The sequence below is a fragment of the Nocardioides sp. F233 genome (genome assembly GCF_057813895.1).
Genome location: NZ_JBVASH010000001.1, coordinates 1153288 through 1168337, shown reverse-complemented (window position 1 = coordinate 1168337; position 15050 = coordinate 1153288). Strand labels below are relative to the sequence as shown.

12 protein-coding genes are annotated in these 15050 nt (G+C 70.2%); all 12 read right to left on the bottom strand.

Annotation, left to right across the window (positions count from 1 at the left end):
- Window positions 1-5: 5 nt before the first annotated feature.
- Window positions 6-1055, bottom strand: coding sequence for a TerC family protein (locus ACZYRU_RS05605; protein ID WP_488956085.1), 1050 nt, complete (start codon window positions 1053-1055; stop codon window positions 6-8).
- 193 nt (window positions 1056-1248) lie between these two features.
- A complete protein-coding gene (locus tag ACZYRU_RS05600; RefSeq protein ID WP_488956084.1) occupies window positions 1249-2379 on the bottom strand; it encodes an isochorismate synthase in 1131 nt (376 codons plus the stop codon).
- Window positions 2380-2389: 10 nt separating this feature from the next.
- On the bottom strand, window positions 2390-9304 hold the full coding sequence (locus tag ACZYRU_RS05595; protein WP_488956083.1) for a DUF5979 domain-containing protein: 6915 nt from the start codon (window positions 9302-9304) through the stop codon (window positions 2390-2392).
- A gap of 137 nt (window positions 9305-9441) precedes the next feature.
- Window positions 9442-10281, bottom strand: a complete 840-nt coding sequence (map, locus tag ACZYRU_RS05590; RefSeq protein WP_488956082.1) for a type I methionyl aminopeptidase — start codon at window positions 10279-10281, stop codon at window positions 9442-9444.
- Between the two features lie 9 nt (window positions 10282-10290).
- Window positions 10291-10866, bottom strand: coding sequence for an adenylate kinase (locus ACZYRU_RS05585; RefSeq protein WP_488956081.1), 576 nt, complete (start codon window positions 10864-10866; stop codon window positions 10291-10293).
- Window positions 10863-12176 carry a preprotein translocase subunit SecY gene (gene secY, locus ACZYRU_RS05580; RefSeq protein WP_488956080.1) on the bottom strand — a complete coding sequence of 438 codons (1314 nt, stop codon included), beginning with the start codon at window positions 12174-12176 and terminating at the stop codon, window positions 10863-10865. The genes ACZYRU_RS05585 and secY overlap by 4 nt, the downstream gene beginning before the upstream one ends.
- Before the next feature lie 160 nt (window positions 12177-12336).
- On the bottom strand, window positions 12337-12777 hold the full coding sequence (gene rplO, locus ACZYRU_RS05575) for a 50S ribosomal protein L15 (RefSeq protein WP_141797590.1): 441 nt from the start codon (window positions 12775-12777) through the stop codon (window positions 12337-12339).
- Window positions 12778-12779: 2 nt separating this feature from the next.
- Window positions 12780-12968 (bottom strand): 50S ribosomal protein L30, encoded by a 189-nt coding sequence (gene rpmD, locus ACZYRU_RS05570; RefSeq protein WP_139621508.1) that lies wholly within the window; start codon window positions 12966-12968, stop codon window positions 12780-12782.
- Window positions 12968-13612: a 30S ribosomal protein S5 gene (gene rpsE / locus ACZYRU_RS05565; RefSeq protein WP_488956079.1), complete on the bottom strand. Its 645-nt coding sequence runs from the start codon at window positions 13610-13612 to the stop codon at window positions 12968-12970. The genes rpmD and rpsE overlap by 1 nt, the downstream gene beginning before the upstream one ends.
- A 25-nt stretch (window positions 13613-13637) precedes the next feature.
- The gene (gene rplR / locus ACZYRU_RS05560; RefSeq protein ID WP_141797588.1) at window positions 13638-14021 is read right to left on the bottom strand and encodes a 50S ribosomal protein L18; all 384 of its coding nucleotides are present in this window, start codon (window positions 14019-14021) and stop codon (window positions 13638-13640) included.
- Window positions 14022-14023: 2 nt separating this feature from the next.
- Window positions 14024-14563 (bottom strand): 50S ribosomal protein L6, encoded by a 540-nt coding sequence (gene rplF / locus ACZYRU_RS05555; protein ID WP_488956078.1) that lies wholly within the window; start codon window positions 14561-14563, stop codon window positions 14024-14026.
- Between the two features lie 22 nt (window positions 14564-14585).
- Window positions 14586-14990: a 30S ribosomal protein S8 gene (rpsH, locus tag ACZYRU_RS05550; RefSeq protein WP_488956077.1), complete on the bottom strand. Its 405-nt coding sequence runs from the start codon at window positions 14988-14990 to the stop codon at window positions 14586-14588.
- Between the last annotated feature and the right edge of the window lie 60 nt (window positions 14991-15050).

Below are 15050 nucleotides of genomic sequence, written 5' to 3'. Positions count from 1 at the left end.
GGCGGTCACCGCCAGTCGGGGCCGGTGGTGTCGTCGACGTCGGCCTGGTCGCGCGGGGTCACGGCGTGGTCGGGGACGTGGTCGTCGCCGCCGCGCGAGGACTTCCACAGGCTCGCCACGGCCGTGACGACCAGGGTCACGATGATCACGCCGAGGCTGAACAGCGACGGGATGTCCCACACGGCCACGTGCTCGCCGCCGTTGATGAACGGCAGCTCGTTCTCGTGCAGGGCGTGCAGGACCAGCTTGACGCCGATGAAGGCGAGGATGAAGGCCAGGCCGAGCGAGAGGTAGACCAGCTTCTGCAGCAGCCCGCCGAGCAGGAAGTACAGCTGGCGCAGGCCCATCAGCGCGAACACGTTGGCCGTGAAGACGAGGTACGGCTCCTGGGTGATGCCGAAGATCGCCGGGATCGAGTCGAGCGCGAACAGGATGTCGGTGACGCCGAGCGCGATGACGACGATGAGCATCGGCGAGACGAGGCGGACACCGTTCTCGTGGTACCAGAGCTTGAGGCCGTGCCAGCTGTCACCGACCCGCATCCGGCGCCGGGTGAAGGCGACGATCGCGTTGTCCTCGGGGTGCTCGTCCTCGTGGGCGCCGTACGACTTGACCAGCTTCACCGCGGTGTAGACCAGGAAGGCGCCGAAGGCGTAGAAGATCCAGCTGAAGTTCTCGATCAGCGCGTAGCCGAGAGCGATGAAGATGCCGCGGAAGACCAGCGCGAGGACGATGCCGACGAGCAGCGCCTCCTGCTGGTACTTGCGGGGCACCTTGAGCGCCGACATCAAGATGATGAAGACGAAGAGGTTGTCGATCGAGAGCGAGTACTCGGTCAGCCAGCCCGTGTAGAACTGGATGCCGTAGTCGTGCCCGTGGTGGATCAGGATGAAGGCACCGAAGGCCACGGCCGCGCCGACGTAGACGGCGAGCGCGATGGCGCACTCCTTCATCGACGGCTCGTGCGGGTCACGTGCGATGACGAAGACGTCGAAGAGGAGGACTCCGACGGTCACCGCGATGGTGATCGTCCATTCGAGGGTGGTCACGTCCATAGGGGTGTCCCTTCAGGGGCGGATGCGTCGACAGATCGCCCGAGGTCTCTTCCGCTGCCGACGATGACGCCGTCGTTGCAGCCTACGGGACCGGAGCGGGCGACTTCGACCGCTCGTGATGACGAGCCCGCAGCGAAGGAGTACTCCCCCCTGGTGCCCGGAATCCTCGCACGCCGCGGGGAAGCCGGTCCAATCAGGGCAGGCCGGTGACCCGGGCCATCGTGGCCAGCTTGGCGCCGGTCTCGCGGACCTCGGACGCCGGGTCGGAGCCTGCGACGATCCCCGCGCCGGCGAACAGCCGCAGCCGCGGACCGTCCATGACGGCCGCCCGGATGGTGATCGCGAACTCGCCGTCGCCGTACCGGTCGACCCAGCCGACACAGCCCGCGAACCAGTCACGCAGGTCGCCCTCGAGGTCGGCGATGACGGCGTTGGCCGCCGCGGTGGGTACGCCGCCCACGGCCGGGGTCGGGTGCAGGAGCTGGGCCAGCCGCAGTGCGCTCGGCCCGTCGACCGGATCGGCGAGGCGGGCGTGGATCGGCGTGGCGAGGTGCCACACGGTGTCGGTCGAGAGCAGCTCCGGGGTGGCGGGGTACTCGATCTCGACGCAGACGTCCTTGAGTGCGTGCACGATCGCCTCGACCACGAACGCGTGCTCGGCGAGGTCCTTGGCCGACTGCTGCAGCTCACCGGCGCGCCGGGCGTCCTCGGCGGGGTCGCTGGAGCGCGGCACCGATCCGGCCAGCGGCGTGCACGAGATGACCGCACCCTCGCGGCGCACGAGCAGCTCGGGGCTGGCGCCGACCAGGATCGGGCCCTCGCCGTCGGCAGAGCACTCGAGCGGGACGCTGAACACGTAACGACCGGGTCGCGTGGTCAGCAGCCGGTCGATGATCTCGGCGGGCACCAGCGGCGGGGTGCTCACCACGTCGAGGCACCGGCCGAGCACGACCTTGTGGAGGTGGCCGCTCGCGATCTTCTCGAGCGCGGTCGCCACCATCGCGGCGTACTCGTCGGGCGTCGGGAACTCGGTGACCTCGTAGGTCCGCTCGACGCTGGTGTCGGTGTCGGGCCGCTGCAGCGCGTGCTCGGCACCGGTCACGAAGTGCGCGAGCCCCGGTGCGCCGGCGGCGAAGGACAACGCGCACAGCGCCCGCTCCCCCGGTTCGAGCTCCGCGACGACCTGGTCGGCCCACGCCGGATCGGCACCGTCGGGCACCTCGGAGGTGTGCCGCACCGCGGCGGCGACGTAGGCCTGCTCGCCCGATGCGAAGAGCATCGGGCGAGCCGCGAGAGCCGCTGGTGTGATCGGGTCCCGCGCCATGTCACTCAGCCTAGTTGAGCCTGCTGCGGAGCACCGCGCCGAGCCCGGCGAGGAGGAGCAGCAGCCCGAGGGCCAGGTGCCAGGGCCGGTAGGGCGCACCGGCGTTCGGCAGGCCACCGCCCTTGCCGACCTCGTTGCCCGCCACCTCGTCGAACTCGTTGACCACCCGCACCGAGGCCTGCCCCGGACCGGTCGTCGTGGTGAGGTCGACGGCGATCGTCGGCTTCTTCGACGTGCTCGTCCTGCCCGCGACACTGGCCGTCATCGAGGTCGACGAGGCGCCGCCGTCCTTGGTCTCGGTGAGGGTGCAGGCCGCGCTCGACGGAAGCTCCGGGTACGACGCCCGGTAGCCGCTGCCCCGCGACAGCACCCGGGTCGCTCCCCCGGGCACGTCGAAGGCGACCCGCTGCCCGTCCACGAGCCAGGTGCAGGCGAGGGACACGCGGAACGGGCCCTTCGCACCGCCGGTGGTGGTATCGCCGACGACCTTCTTGATCACCTCGAGCGAGGTCAACCGGAAGGTGTTGGTCGCGGTCACCGCCACGTGGCTGAGCCCGCCCGCCTGGTCCGGCGCCGGCACCACGACGGTGCCGTCGGCCGGGGCCAGGAGGGTGGACGTCGCGCCACCGGAGCCGGTCTCGCTCACCACGCAGGAGGTGCCGATCGCGAACGGACCCACGGTGCGGGTGCCGCCCGCGGCGAGCCGGACCGTCTCGTCGTACGGCGTCTGCCCCCGGTAGGTGCAGCGGACCTGGAAGGTGAAGGTGCCCGTGCCCCAGCGCGCGGCGCCGTCGCCGTCGACCTTCTTCTCCAGGGTGAGCGTGCCCGCGTCGTAGGCGTTGGTGACCTCGACCGCGGCAGGCTCGGTGCCGGGCGTGACCGTCGCGGAGCCGTCGCCGTGGTCGACGACGTCGCCGCCGGTGACGACGATGTGGTCCGCGAAGAACAGGTCGGTCTCGGTGACCGTGCAGGCCGCGCCCACCGGGATCGTGTCCGCCGGTGCGGTGAAGGTCTCGCCGGCACGCAGCGTGAACTCCAGGTCGGTCGCGCCGGTCCCGTCGAAGGTCACGTCCCTTCCGGTGATCGACGTGCAGCGCAGGGTGAAGGTGAACGGCCCGAAGGTGGTGCCGGTCGCCTGGGTCTGCACCCGCTTGGTCACCGACAGCCCGGTGAACCGGTAGTCGTTGGTGATGGTCGCGGCGGCGGGGGTGTCCCCGACCGCCACGGTCACCGGCGTGCCGGAGCGTGAGGTCTCCCCGAACTCGCCGACCGCGCCCTGCTCGGTGAACGTGCAGGAGCTGCCGTTCGCGCTGACGGGGATGCCGTCGATGCGCGCGGTCAGCTGGTCGGCTTGGCGCAGCTCGACCACCGCGTCCGTCCCGAGGTCGAGGACGACGCCGCCGGCCTGGCAGGTCACGTCGACCCGGAAGGTGTCGGGCGCGTAGTCGGCGGCCGGACCGGTCACCTGCTTGGTGATCCGGACCGACCCGGTCCGCAGCTGCACCCCGACCCGGTTCGGCGCGATCTGCCGGAAGGCACTGACCCCGCTGTACCTGAACTTGATGCCGTGCTGGTTCCACGCCACCAGGTCCTGGGCGGGAACGTCGCGCGGCACCCCGCTGGGGTCGTCGTCCGAGGCGAGCAGGTTGACGGTGGAGAAGGTCACGTCGGCGGTCTCGCCGGCGCGCAGCGAGCCCGCGGGCGTCGTACGGAAGTCGAGGTGGACGCGGATTCCCGTCACCTTGCTCCAGTCCGTCGTGCCGTCCGCCACCGACCAGCTCTCGTTGTTCTGCTCGCACACGGGGCTCGTGGCCAGTCCGCTCCACGTCCCGACGCACACGCCGGGCCGGGTGGTGACCTCGACCCGCTGGGTGGTCCCCGGCGGAGCCGCGACCTGGAGCGAGCCGGCGACCAGCTGGGGACGGTACGCCGACCCGCGCTGGCTCCCCGAGACGAGCTGGCGGTCACCGCGCACCGGGAGCTGGTCGAAGACCGTCATCTCGTCGATGTTCACGGTGCCGGCGTTGACGCTGTGCAGGACCCAGTCGTCGGTGCCGTCGACCTCGCTGTTGGCCACGCAGGGCGAGCGGTAGTAGGAGCCGCCGGTCGCCGCGAGGCTCGGCGTGCACACCGCACCCGGGGCGCCGGGCTGCGTCGCTCCGGCCAGCGATCCCCGCACGCCCTTGACCGTGTAGAGGTTCGGCCCGGTGACGGTGCCGACGAAGTCGGAGGTCCCGCAGGTGGTCGGGTCCTGGCCCCAGTCACCGGTGAGAGGGCCACCGGGCACCGTGTTGCGGCACGACGACAGGGTCTGCTCGGTGCGCACCGTCATCGTGTTGGTGGCCGTCTGCCCCGTCCCGAGCCCCGGCTGGAGCTCGAGGAACACCCGGATCCGGAACACCTCGCCCGGACGCATCTGGGAGCCGCCCGCGGGCCAGGTGAACCGCAGGACCGAGCCACCGGAATCGGTGGTCACCGTGACGTCGTCCGACAGGGACCCGTCGGGGTCGGGGGTGTAGACAGGCGCGGGAGAGCCGGTGTGGAGCAGTGCCGGCGGCACCACGTCGCGCAGCTCGGTCAGGTTCAGGTAGCCGGTCCCGGTGTTCTCGATCGTGAGGTCGAACGGGACCGCGTCGCCGACCGACGCGAGCCGGTTGCCGTCGTTGGTCAGCTTGCGGACCGCGATCTCGCGGCTGCCGGGCGCCAGCTCGACCGCGGCGACGGCGTCCTCGTGCTCGGAGTCGTTGCCGTCGGGCCGGGTCGTCCAGGACGTCTGGGTGTTCTCGACGACGTGGTCGAACAGCACCGGATCGCCGGAGGCGCGATGGCTCGCGCGCAGCCGCACACCGAAGGTCGCCGTGGCCGCCCAGCTCGGTGCGGGCACCGTGGCGGAGAACAGCTTGCCGTCGGCCCGCGTGAACGTGAACCGGATGCCCTGGACCTGGCCGTTCGGGACGCCCGCGGGCAGGGTCGCGGTCGGTGTCGGCGTACCGAGCACCCACTGGCTGCCGTCGTGCAGGTCGACCTGGACCCGGTCGGCGCCCTGCGGCAGGGCGACCGCGCCGAGGCCGGTGAAGTCGAAGGTGTCCCAGAACTCGGTCGAGTCGGCGTGGTCCTCGACCACCAGCACCTGCGGCGCGAGCGTGCTGCGCGGGTTCGAGCCCTGGTCGGCGCCGAGGGTCACGGTGACCGGGACGTCCGGGTTCGGCTCGTAGATCACCGTCGGCGAGATCGCCTTGGTGGGCGTGATGTTGACGAGACCGCCGGTCAGCGTGACCGTCGCGTCGTCGACGTCGCCCGTCGCGACGCCCGGGCTGGTCACCGGGTCGTAGGACTGGGCGAACACCCGGTTGGCGACGTCCACCGTCTGGCCGGCGCGCAGCACCTGGTCGGCGCCGGTGGCACGCAGCGTGGGCCGCAGCCGGGTCGCCAGGGTGACGGTGAGCTGGTTGTCCTCGGTGATCGTGCCGCCCGTGGTCGCCGGGGCGCTGCCCTGGAAGGTGACACTGATGCCGACGATCGTCTGCGGCGAGGCGAGGCCGGCGTTGACGGCGGCGGCCGTGGTCCGCTCGGTGGCGTAGGTGCCGGCGGCCTCGTCGTACCGGAGCAGCCACACGGTGCTGGCGCTCAGGTCCACCTGGCCGGGGTGACTCGCCGCGATGGTGATGCCGGTGACGTCGAACCGGTTGAGCGGGTTCGGGCGGGCCGGGTCGCCGAGGTGGTCGGCGCCGGTGTCGAACGGGTCGGCCTGGGCGCCCGCGGGGTCGGCGCTGCTCTGGCAGTCCGGCACCGTGGTGTCGGTGCACAGCGCCGGATCGGTGAGCCGGACGTACGACGCCCGCGCCGTCGAACCGTTGCTGCCCGTGATCGTCCAGGTCGCGGTGGGGTACGCCCCCGGGGCGGTACCGACGGGCGGCACGTGGATCGAGGAGGTCGGGGTGACCGCCTTGGTCACCGCGACGACGGGGTCCGGGTCGAGGACCTGGATCGTGTCGTGGTCGGTGTCGGTGACGGCGGGGCCGCCGGCGGTCGGGGTGCCCGCGATCTCGACGTCGTTGTCGACCAGGCCCTGGTCGGCGGTGTTGTAGTCGCGGTCCTCGACGACGAAGGCGCCGTCCGAGCGGGCCTTGTCGCGCACCTGCCAGAGCAGCGAGAACCGGCGGTCGGTGCTGCCGGCGCCGACGCCGGAGCCGGGGTCGGGCGCGAACGGGTCGAACGCACCGCCCGGTTGCTGGGCCGCCTGGCGGGCGGCGGTGTCGGCCGCGGTCTCGGCGAGCGTGATCCGCATGCCGGTGGTCGACGCGCGCTGGGGTCCGGTCAGGTCGTAGCCCTTGAAGCCGCGGCTGCCGTCCATCCAGCTGCCGCCCGGCGCGGGGACGACGGTCCAGCCGCTGCCGTCGTACAGGGCGACCTGGGTGACGGTGTCGTAGCGCAGGTACCAGCCGCTGGAGTACGGCGTCGAGCTGGCCGCGACCGGCGAGATCCGGACCAGGTCGAACGCGTCGTAGACGGTCTCGGCGACCGGCGTGGTGGCCGGGTCGACGCCGTCGGTGATCACGACGGGCGAGTGGCCGCGGCTGACGCTCCAGTCGAGGTGCGTGGTCGCCCGGTCGTCGGACTGTGCGTCGACCGCGGCCTCCACCCAGGTCTTGCGGATCTCGACGCCGTCGCCCGGGCCGCCGGCGTCGGTGACGACGGTGCCGGTGCCGGTGTCGCCGTCGTCGTCGTGGAGGGTGGCGCCGCCGGCGGACTCGCCGTCGGCGTCGACCGTCGCGGAGTTGACGTACGGCGTGGGCCGGTCCGGGCCGGGCGTGACCGCACCGCCGTCGCGGAGGTCGCCGCGGGCCTCGAACTCGATGTTCGGGGTGAGCGTGGTGTTGCTCGGGAAACCGGCAGCGCTGTGGAAGGAGAACCGGATGCCCTGCACCGTGTCGCCGGTGAGGCCGAGCCCGGCGAGCAGTGCCGTGGTGGCCGCGGCGTCGCGCCGCAGCACCGAGGCGCCGACCTGCGGGCCGTGCACGACCAGGGTGTGCCACGTACCCGCCGTGTCCTGCACCTCGACGGTCAGCACCGTGCCCGCGGGCACCTGGGTGGGGGCGATCGAGACCAGGTCGAAGGCGTCCCAGAACTCGGCGCTGCCGCTGCCGACGGCGTCCTCGACCACGATGTCGCGCACGAGCGCGCCGTCGCCGTGTGCGACCGCGTTGGCCTGCAGCGAGGAGATCACCGACTCCCCCGGCTCGACGGCGGCCGAGGGCCGCACCGTCTTGGTCAGGGTGGTGCTGATGGCCGGATCCACGATCCGCAGCGTGTCGCTGGCGTCGTCGCTGTCGGTGAGCCCGTTGCTCGCCCGCACGTCGGCGTCGACGCGGTTGGTGAGCGTCACGTCGGGATCGCCGGCCGTGGCGTCCTCGGTGGTGTCGATCGTGAAGCTCGCGCCACCGGTCTCGTTGGCCCCGATCGGGCCGGTCCAATCGATGTCGAAGCCGGAGATCTTCGCCGAGGGCGGCGCGGGTGTCTGGCCGCTGGTGACGACCACGGTGTCGGTCCCGCCCGCGAGCAGGTGGTAGGTGACGGTCGCCTGGGTGGCGGCCGCAGGCCAGGTGAGCGGCGCGGTGAAGCCACCGAAGGTGACCTCGTCGGTGAAGAAGTCGCGGTCCTGCAGGCCCAGCGAGGTGACCGGCACCTCGCCGTTGGTGCCACTGATCGTCGCCGAGGCGTCCTGGCCGGCGGTGATGCCGCCCGGCGAGATGTCCTTGCCGGCCTCGACCGTCGGGATGGCCGGGCGCACGACGTACGACGCCGTGGCGTCGTCGGTCGCGGTCGGCTGGCCGGCCAGCACGGCGCTTCCGGTGGCGACGTTGTCGACGCGGTGCTCGGCGGTCGACAGGTCGCTGCCGTCGTTGCGGTGCGTGCCGCGCTGCTCGAGGCCGAGGTCTGCCTTGATCTGCTGGCCTGGCGCGATCTCGCCGGAGCAGGTGATCCGGATGCCACCCACCTCGGCATTGCCGACCCCGGCCGGCAGCGCGAGCGGATCGGACGCCGGAGCGTCGGTTCCCTGCACCCAGCTCCAGGTCCCTCCCGAGCGTACGTAGGCGTCGACCCGGACCGTGTCGCAGCCGGCCGGCAAGGTGACCGCGCCGAAGCCGGTGAAGTCGGTGATGGTGAAGGGGTTGCTCGCAGCGAGCGTCGCGGCACCGTCCGGCGCCGCCTTCGGCTCCTGCACGGTCAGGCGGTCGACGGCGACGTTGCCGGCGTTGCGGATGCCGACAGCGATCGTCGAGTCGGCGCCCGGCTCGAAGGGCTGGCTGCCCGGCTGCCACGACTTGGTGACGTCCGCGCCCATGGTGATCGGCGCGTCGACGTTGATGGTGGCGGCGCTCTGCTTGGTGTCCGCGTTGCTCGCCGACACCCGGGCGGTGTTGACGATGTCGGGGCTCCGGCCCGGCGGGTAGTCGTCCGGGACCTTCAGCGAGACAGAGATCGTGTACGTCGTACCGGCCTGCAGACCGGTGCCGACCGGCCCGTCAGTCACCTGGTCGAGGTCGACGGTCAACGAGGTGCCCGGCACCACGGTCGAGGGCGGGGTGGCCGCGCCGCCCGGCTGCCAGGTGACCGTGCGGGGGACGGTGGCGGCGTTCGGGCTGAACGTCACGTTCTGGATCGGGAAGCCCGCCAGCTCGTCGGGCAGCTCGTCGACGACCTGCGTGTCGAGGCAGTCGTCCTCGGAGCAACGCACCTGGATCAGGTACGTGAACGTCTGCCCCGGCTTCGGCTCGGCCTGGTCGACCGTCTTGTCGATCTGCAACGAGTCCGGAGCACCGGCCGACGGCGGCACCACCGCGACCAGACCGATCATCCCGACCAGCATCGCCAGGGCCCCTCCGGCCCAGCGACGACGGCTCCCACCCTGCTTCGGACGCACTCCACCCACTGTTCTCACACTCCCTCCGCGAGCGAGAGTAGGGAGTTTTGAGAAGGCTTCACGCCACAATCGGCGGCAGAGCAACCCAGATCACGGACAGAGTTACCAGATCTGAGAACAAGAGCGGCAGATCTGCGTCAGTCGCCACCGTACGGGACGCCGAGAGCCTCCAGGCGGGCCCGACCGCCGTCCTCGGCGGTCAGCACCCACACACCGTGCTCGGTGAGGGCGAAGGTGTGCTCGTAGTGCGCGGCCCAGCTGCCGTCGGCCGTGACGACCGTCCAGTCGTCGGCGGCGACGTCGCTGTCGTGGGTGCCGAGGCTGATCATCGGCTCGACGGCGAGCGCGGTGCCCTGGCGCAACCGCGGGCCGCGGCCGGGGCGTCCCTCGTTGGGGACGTCGGGCTCCATGTGCATGGCGGTGCCGATGCCGTGGCCCGTGTAGCCGTCGACGATGCCGTAGTCGCCCTGGCTGCGGACGTACGACGCCACGGCGTGCGAGATGTCGCCGACGCGGCCACCGATGCGGGCAGCGGCCAGGCCGCGCCACAGCGACTCCTCAGTGACACGCATCAGCTCGGTGACCTCGTCGCGCACGGTACCGACGGCGACCGTGATCGCGGCGTCGCCGTGCCAGCCCTGCCCGGAGTCGTCGAAGACGATCGCCCCGCAGTCGATGGAGATGGCGTCGCCCTCGGCGAGCACCCGGCTGCCGGGGATGCCGTGCACGACCTCGTCGTTCACAGAGGCGCAGACGCTGGCGGGGAAGGGCGGCTCGCCGTACCCGAGGAAGGACGGGACAGCGCCCTGCTCGCGGATGCTCAGCTCGGCGAGGGCGTCGAGCTCGGCGGTGGTGACGCCGGGACGGACCGCGTCACGCAGGCGCGCGAGCGTGCGGCCGACCACGAGGCCGGCCGCACGCATCACGCGTACCTGCTCCGGCGTCTTGATCTCGATCCGGTGCTGGTCGAAGAACAAGAGACGCCGTCAGGACTGCGGGATGTCGTCGAGCGCGTCGAAGATCCGCTGCTGGACGTCGTCGATGTCGCCCATGCCGTCGACGGAGACGACCAGGCCACGCTCGGCGTAGACCGCGATGAGCGGCTCGGTCTCCTCGGCGTAGACCTCGAGGCGGCGTCGGATGACGTCCTCGGTGTCGTCGGCGCGACCCTCGATCTGGGCCCGCTTCAGCAGACGGCCGACGACGGCCTCCTGGTCGACGGTCAGGCACAGCACGGCATCGAGCCGGTGGCCGGTCGCGTCGATCATCTTGTCGAGCTCGGTGACCTGCGCCAGGGTGCGCGGGTAGCCGTCGAGGAGGAAGCCCTTCTCGGCGTCCGACTCGGCGATCCGGTCACGCACCATGTTGTTGGTGACCTCGTCGGGCACGTACTCGCCGGCGTCCATGTAGCGCTTGGCCTCGACACCGAGCGGGGTGCCCTGGCCGACGTTCGCGCGGAAGATGTCGCCGGTGGAGATGGCCGGAACGCCGAAGTGGTCGGCGACGGCCTTCGCCTGGGTGCCCTTGCCGGCGCCCGGGGGGCCCATGATCAGAAGCCTCAACGCAGGAATCCTTCGTAGTTGCGCTGCTGGAGCTGGCTCTCGATCTGCTTCACCGTGTCCAGTGCGACGCCGACCATGATCAGGATGGACGTGCCACCGAACGGGAAGTTCTGGTTGGCGTTGATCAGCACGAACGCGATCAGCGGTACGAGCGAGATCAGACCCAGGTAGAGAGCGCCCGGCAGCGTGATGCGGGACAGGACGTAGGACAGGTAGTCCTGGGTCGGCTTGCCCGCCCGGATCCCGGGGATGAAGCCGCCGTACTTCTTCATGTTGTCGGCCACCTCTTCAGGGTTGAAGGTGATCGACACGTAGAAGTAGGTGAAGAAGATGATCAGCAGGAAGTACGCCGCCATGTGCACCGGGTGACCCTGGTCGACGAGGTACTCGTTGACCCACCGGATGAACTTGTTGGGGTTCTCCTGGTTGAACTGGACCGCCATCGCCGGCAGGTAGAGCAGCGACGAGGCGAAGATGACCGGGATGATGCCGGCCTGGTTGACCTTGAGCGGGATGTACGTCGAACTTCCGCCGAACATCTTGCGGCCGACCATCCGGCGGGCGTACTGCACCGGGATCCGGCGCTGTGCCTGCTCGATGAAGATGACCGCGGCCACGAGCACGAGGCCGATCACGACGACGATGCCGAAGGTCCACCAGCCCTGGCTGATCTTGACCTGCCACAGGGCGATCGGGAACGTCGCGACGACCTGGGTGAAGATCAGGATCGACATGCCGTTGCCGACGCCGCGTTCGGTGATCAACTCGCCGAGCCACATGATGACGGCCGTACCGGCGGTCATGGTCACGACCATGACGAGGAACGTCTTGGTGTCGTTGCTGTGCAGCAACGGGTACTGGGTGTTGTCACAGCCCTGCAGCAGGTTGCCGGTGCGCGCGAGCGCGACGATGCCGGTGGCCTGCAGGACCGCGAGGCCCAGGGTGAGGTAGCGCGTGTACTGGGTGATCTTCGTCTGACCGGCCTGGCCCTCCTTCTTGAGGGCCTCGAGCCGCGGGATCACCACGACGAGGAGCTGCAGGATGATGCTCGCGGTGATGTACGGCATGATGCCGAGCGCGAAGATCGTCAGCTGGAGGAGCGCTCCTCCGGAGAAGAGGTTGACCAGGCTGTAGAGGCTGGCGTTGCTGCCTTCCTCGACCACCTTGATGCACTTCTCCACGTTGGAGACATGCACGCCAGGTGCCGGGATCTGCGATCCGGCCCTGAAGATGACGATGATCATCAGGACGAACAGCAGCTTGCGCCGCAGGTCCGGGGTCCGGAAGGCGTTCACGAACGCGGTGAGCACGCGGGTCCTCTTCTCTCATCGCTGGCCTTGTGGCCAGCGGGAAGCCTAACAGGGGGCACACAGCCGCCAGCGGGGTACGCCCGGCAGACCGTGGAGATGACACGAGGGGCGCGACGAGACCCGGGCAACACCCGGGACCGACGCGCCCCTCGCAGCGCCATCACAGGACCGTGATGGTCCCGCCGGCGCCCTCGATCTTCTCCTTGGCCGACGCCGAGAACGCGTTCGCGCTCACCGACACCTTGACCGTCAGGTCACCCTGGCCGAGCACCTTGACGAGCTCGCCCTTGCGGACGGCGCCCTTGGCGACCAGCGTCTCCGGGGTGACGTCGCCGCCCTCGGGGAACAGCGCGCTGATCCGGTCGAGGTTGACGACCTGGAAGGTCACCTTGAAGGGGTTCTTGAAGCCCTTGAGCTTCGGGAGCCGCATGTGCAGCGGCATCTGGCCACCCTCGAACGCGACCGGGACCTGGTAGCGGGCCTTGGTGCCCTTCGTACCACGACCGGCGGTCTTGCCCTTGGAGCCCTCACCACGACCCACGCGGGTCTTGGCGGTCTTGGCACCCGGCGCGGGGCGCAGGTGGTGCAGCTTGAGCGTCATTGTCACTCGCCTCCGACGACCTCGACCGTCACCATGTGACGGACGGTGTGGACCATGCCCCGGATCTCGGGACGGTCCTCCTTGATCACGACGTCGCCGATCCGCTTGAGGCCGAGGCTGCGCAGCGTCTCACGCTGGTTGGCCTTGGCGCCGATCTTCGACTTGGTCTGCTGGACCTTCAACTGTGCCATCAGATGGACACCGCCTCGGGCGCCGAAGCCTTGGCGGCGGCCGCAGCGGCCTCACCCTCGGCCTTGGCCCTGAGCAGCGCCGCCGGGGCGACGTGCTCGACGGGCAGACCACGACGCGCGGCCACCGACTCGGGCTGCTCCAGCATCTGGAGCGCCGCGACGGTCGCGTGCACGATGTTGATCTGGTTGGACGAGCCCAGCGACTTGCTGAGCACGTCGTGGATGCCGGCGCACTCGAGGACTGCACGCACCGGGCCACCGGCGATCACACCGGTACCGGGAGCGGCCGGACGCAGGAACACCACGCCGGCAGCCTTCTCGCCCTGGACCGGGTGCGGGATCGTGCCCTGGACGCGGGGGACGCGGAAGAAGTTCTTCTTCGCCTCCTCGACGCCCTTGGCGATCGCCGCGGGAACTTCCTTGGCCTTGCCGTAGCCGACGCCGACCAGGCCGTCGCCGTCACCGACGATCACGAGGGCGGTGAAGCTGAAGCGACGACCACCCTTCACGACCTTGGCGACACGGTTGATCGCAACGACGCGCTCGACGTACTGGCTCTTCTCGGCGCCGCCACGGCCGCCGTCGCGACCGCCACGGCCACCACGGTCGCCGCCCGAACGCTGTCCGCGCTGGGGTCCGCTCATGATTTCTCCTCAGTCCTGTTCGCGGTCAGAAGGTCAGGCCGCCCTCGCGGGCGCCATCAGCCAGGGCCGCGATGCGACCGTGATACTTGTTGCCCGACCGGTCGAAGACGACCGACTCGACGCCCTGCTCCTTGGCGCGGGCGGCCACGAGCTCGCCGACCTTCTTCGCCTTGGCGGTCTTGTCGCCGTCGAAGGCGCGCAGGTCGCCCTCGAGGGTCGAGGCAGACACCAGGGTCTTGCCGACCAGGTCGTCGACGACCTGCGCGGTGATGTGCTTGCTCGAGCGGGTGACCACCAGGCGCGGACGCTCGGAGGTACCGGAGATCTTCTTGCGACCGCGGATCTGGCGGCGCAGCTTGGAGCTGGCGCGAGCCGAGAGGTTCCGCTGGTGCTTGAGGGTGATCGCCATGGTCACTTACCAGCCTTTCCGACCTTGCGACGGACGTGCTCGCCGGAGTACCGGACGCCCTTGCCCTTGTACGGCTCGGGCTTGCGGAGCTTGCGGATGTTGGCGGCGACCTCGCCGACCAGCTGCTTGTCGATACCGACGACGCCCAGCTTGGTCGGGCTCTCCACCGTGAAGGTGATGCCCTCGGGGGCGTCGAAGATGATGACGTGCGAGTAACCGAGCTGGAACTCCAGCTGGGTCGGGCCCTTCGACAGGACGCGGTAACCCACGCCCACGATCTCGAGCTTCTTCTCGTAGCCGTCGGTGACACCGACGACCATGTTGTTGATGAGCGTCCGGGACAGGCCGTGGTAGGCCTTGGACAGGCGCTCGTCGTCGGGGCGCTTGACGTCGAGGACGCCGTCGCCCTTCTCGACCGTGATCGGAGCGACCACGGTGTGGCTCAGGGTGCCCTTCGGGCCCTTCACCGTGACGACGGAGCCGTCCACCTGGACGTCGACGCCCGCGGGGACCGGGACGGGGAGCTTGCCGATGCGCGACATGTTCTTCTCTCTCCTTCCCTTGTCACCAGACGTAGGCGAGGACTTCCCCACCCACGCCCTTCTGGTTGGCCTGGCGGTCGGTCAGCAGACCCTGGCTGGTCGAGATGATCGCCACACCCAGGCCGCCGAGAACCTTCGGCAGACCGGTGTGCTTGGCGTACACCCGCAGACCGGGCTTGCTGATGCGGCGCACACCGGCGAGCGAACGCTCACGGTTGCGGCCGTACTTGAGGGTCACGGTCAGCAGCTTGCCGACGCCGTTCTCGTTGTCGGCGACCCCGTAGGAGGTGATGTAGCCCTCCTGCTTGAGGATCTCCGCGACGCCTTCCTTGAGCTTGCTGTACGGCATGGTCACCGCGTCGTGGTACGCCTGGTTGGCGTTGCGCAGACGCGTGAGCATGTCTGCGATCGGGTCAGTCATCGTCATGATGTGTGTTCTTTCTGCTGTGGTTTCCACTCAGCAACGCGGCGAGTGGACCTTCAACGG

Coding starts and splice junctions, on each gene's coding strand:
- ACZYRU_RS05605 (WP_488956085.1), bottom strand. CDS start 1,055: ATGGACGTGACCACCCTCGAATGGACGATCACCATCGCGGTGACCGTC.
- ACZYRU_RS05600 (WP_488956084.1), bottom strand. CDS start 2,379: ATGGCGCGGGACCCGATCACACCAGCGGCTCTCGCGGCTCGCCCGATG.
- rplO (WP_141797590.1), bottom strand. CDS start 12,777: ATGACGCTCAAGCTGCACCACCTGCGCCCCGCGCCGGGTGCCAAGACC.
- rpmD (WP_139621508.1), bottom strand. CDS start 12,968: ATGGCACAGTTGAAGGTCCAGCAGACCAAGTCGAAGATCGGCGCCAAG.
- rpsE (WP_488956079.1), bottom strand. CDS start 13,612: ATGAGCGGACCCCAGCGCGGACAGCGTTCGGGCGGCGACCGTGGTGGC.
- rplR (WP_141797588.1), bottom strand. CDS start 14,021: ATGGCGATCACCCTCAAGCACCAGCGGAACCTCTCGGCTCGCGCCAGC.
- rplF (WP_488956078.1), bottom strand. CDS start 14,563: ATGTCGCGCATCGGCAAGCTCCCCGTCCCGGTCCCCGCGGGCGTCGAC.
- rpsH (WP_488956077.1), bottom strand. CDS start 14,990: ATGACGATGACTGACCCGATCGCAGACATGCTCACGCGTCTGCGCAAC.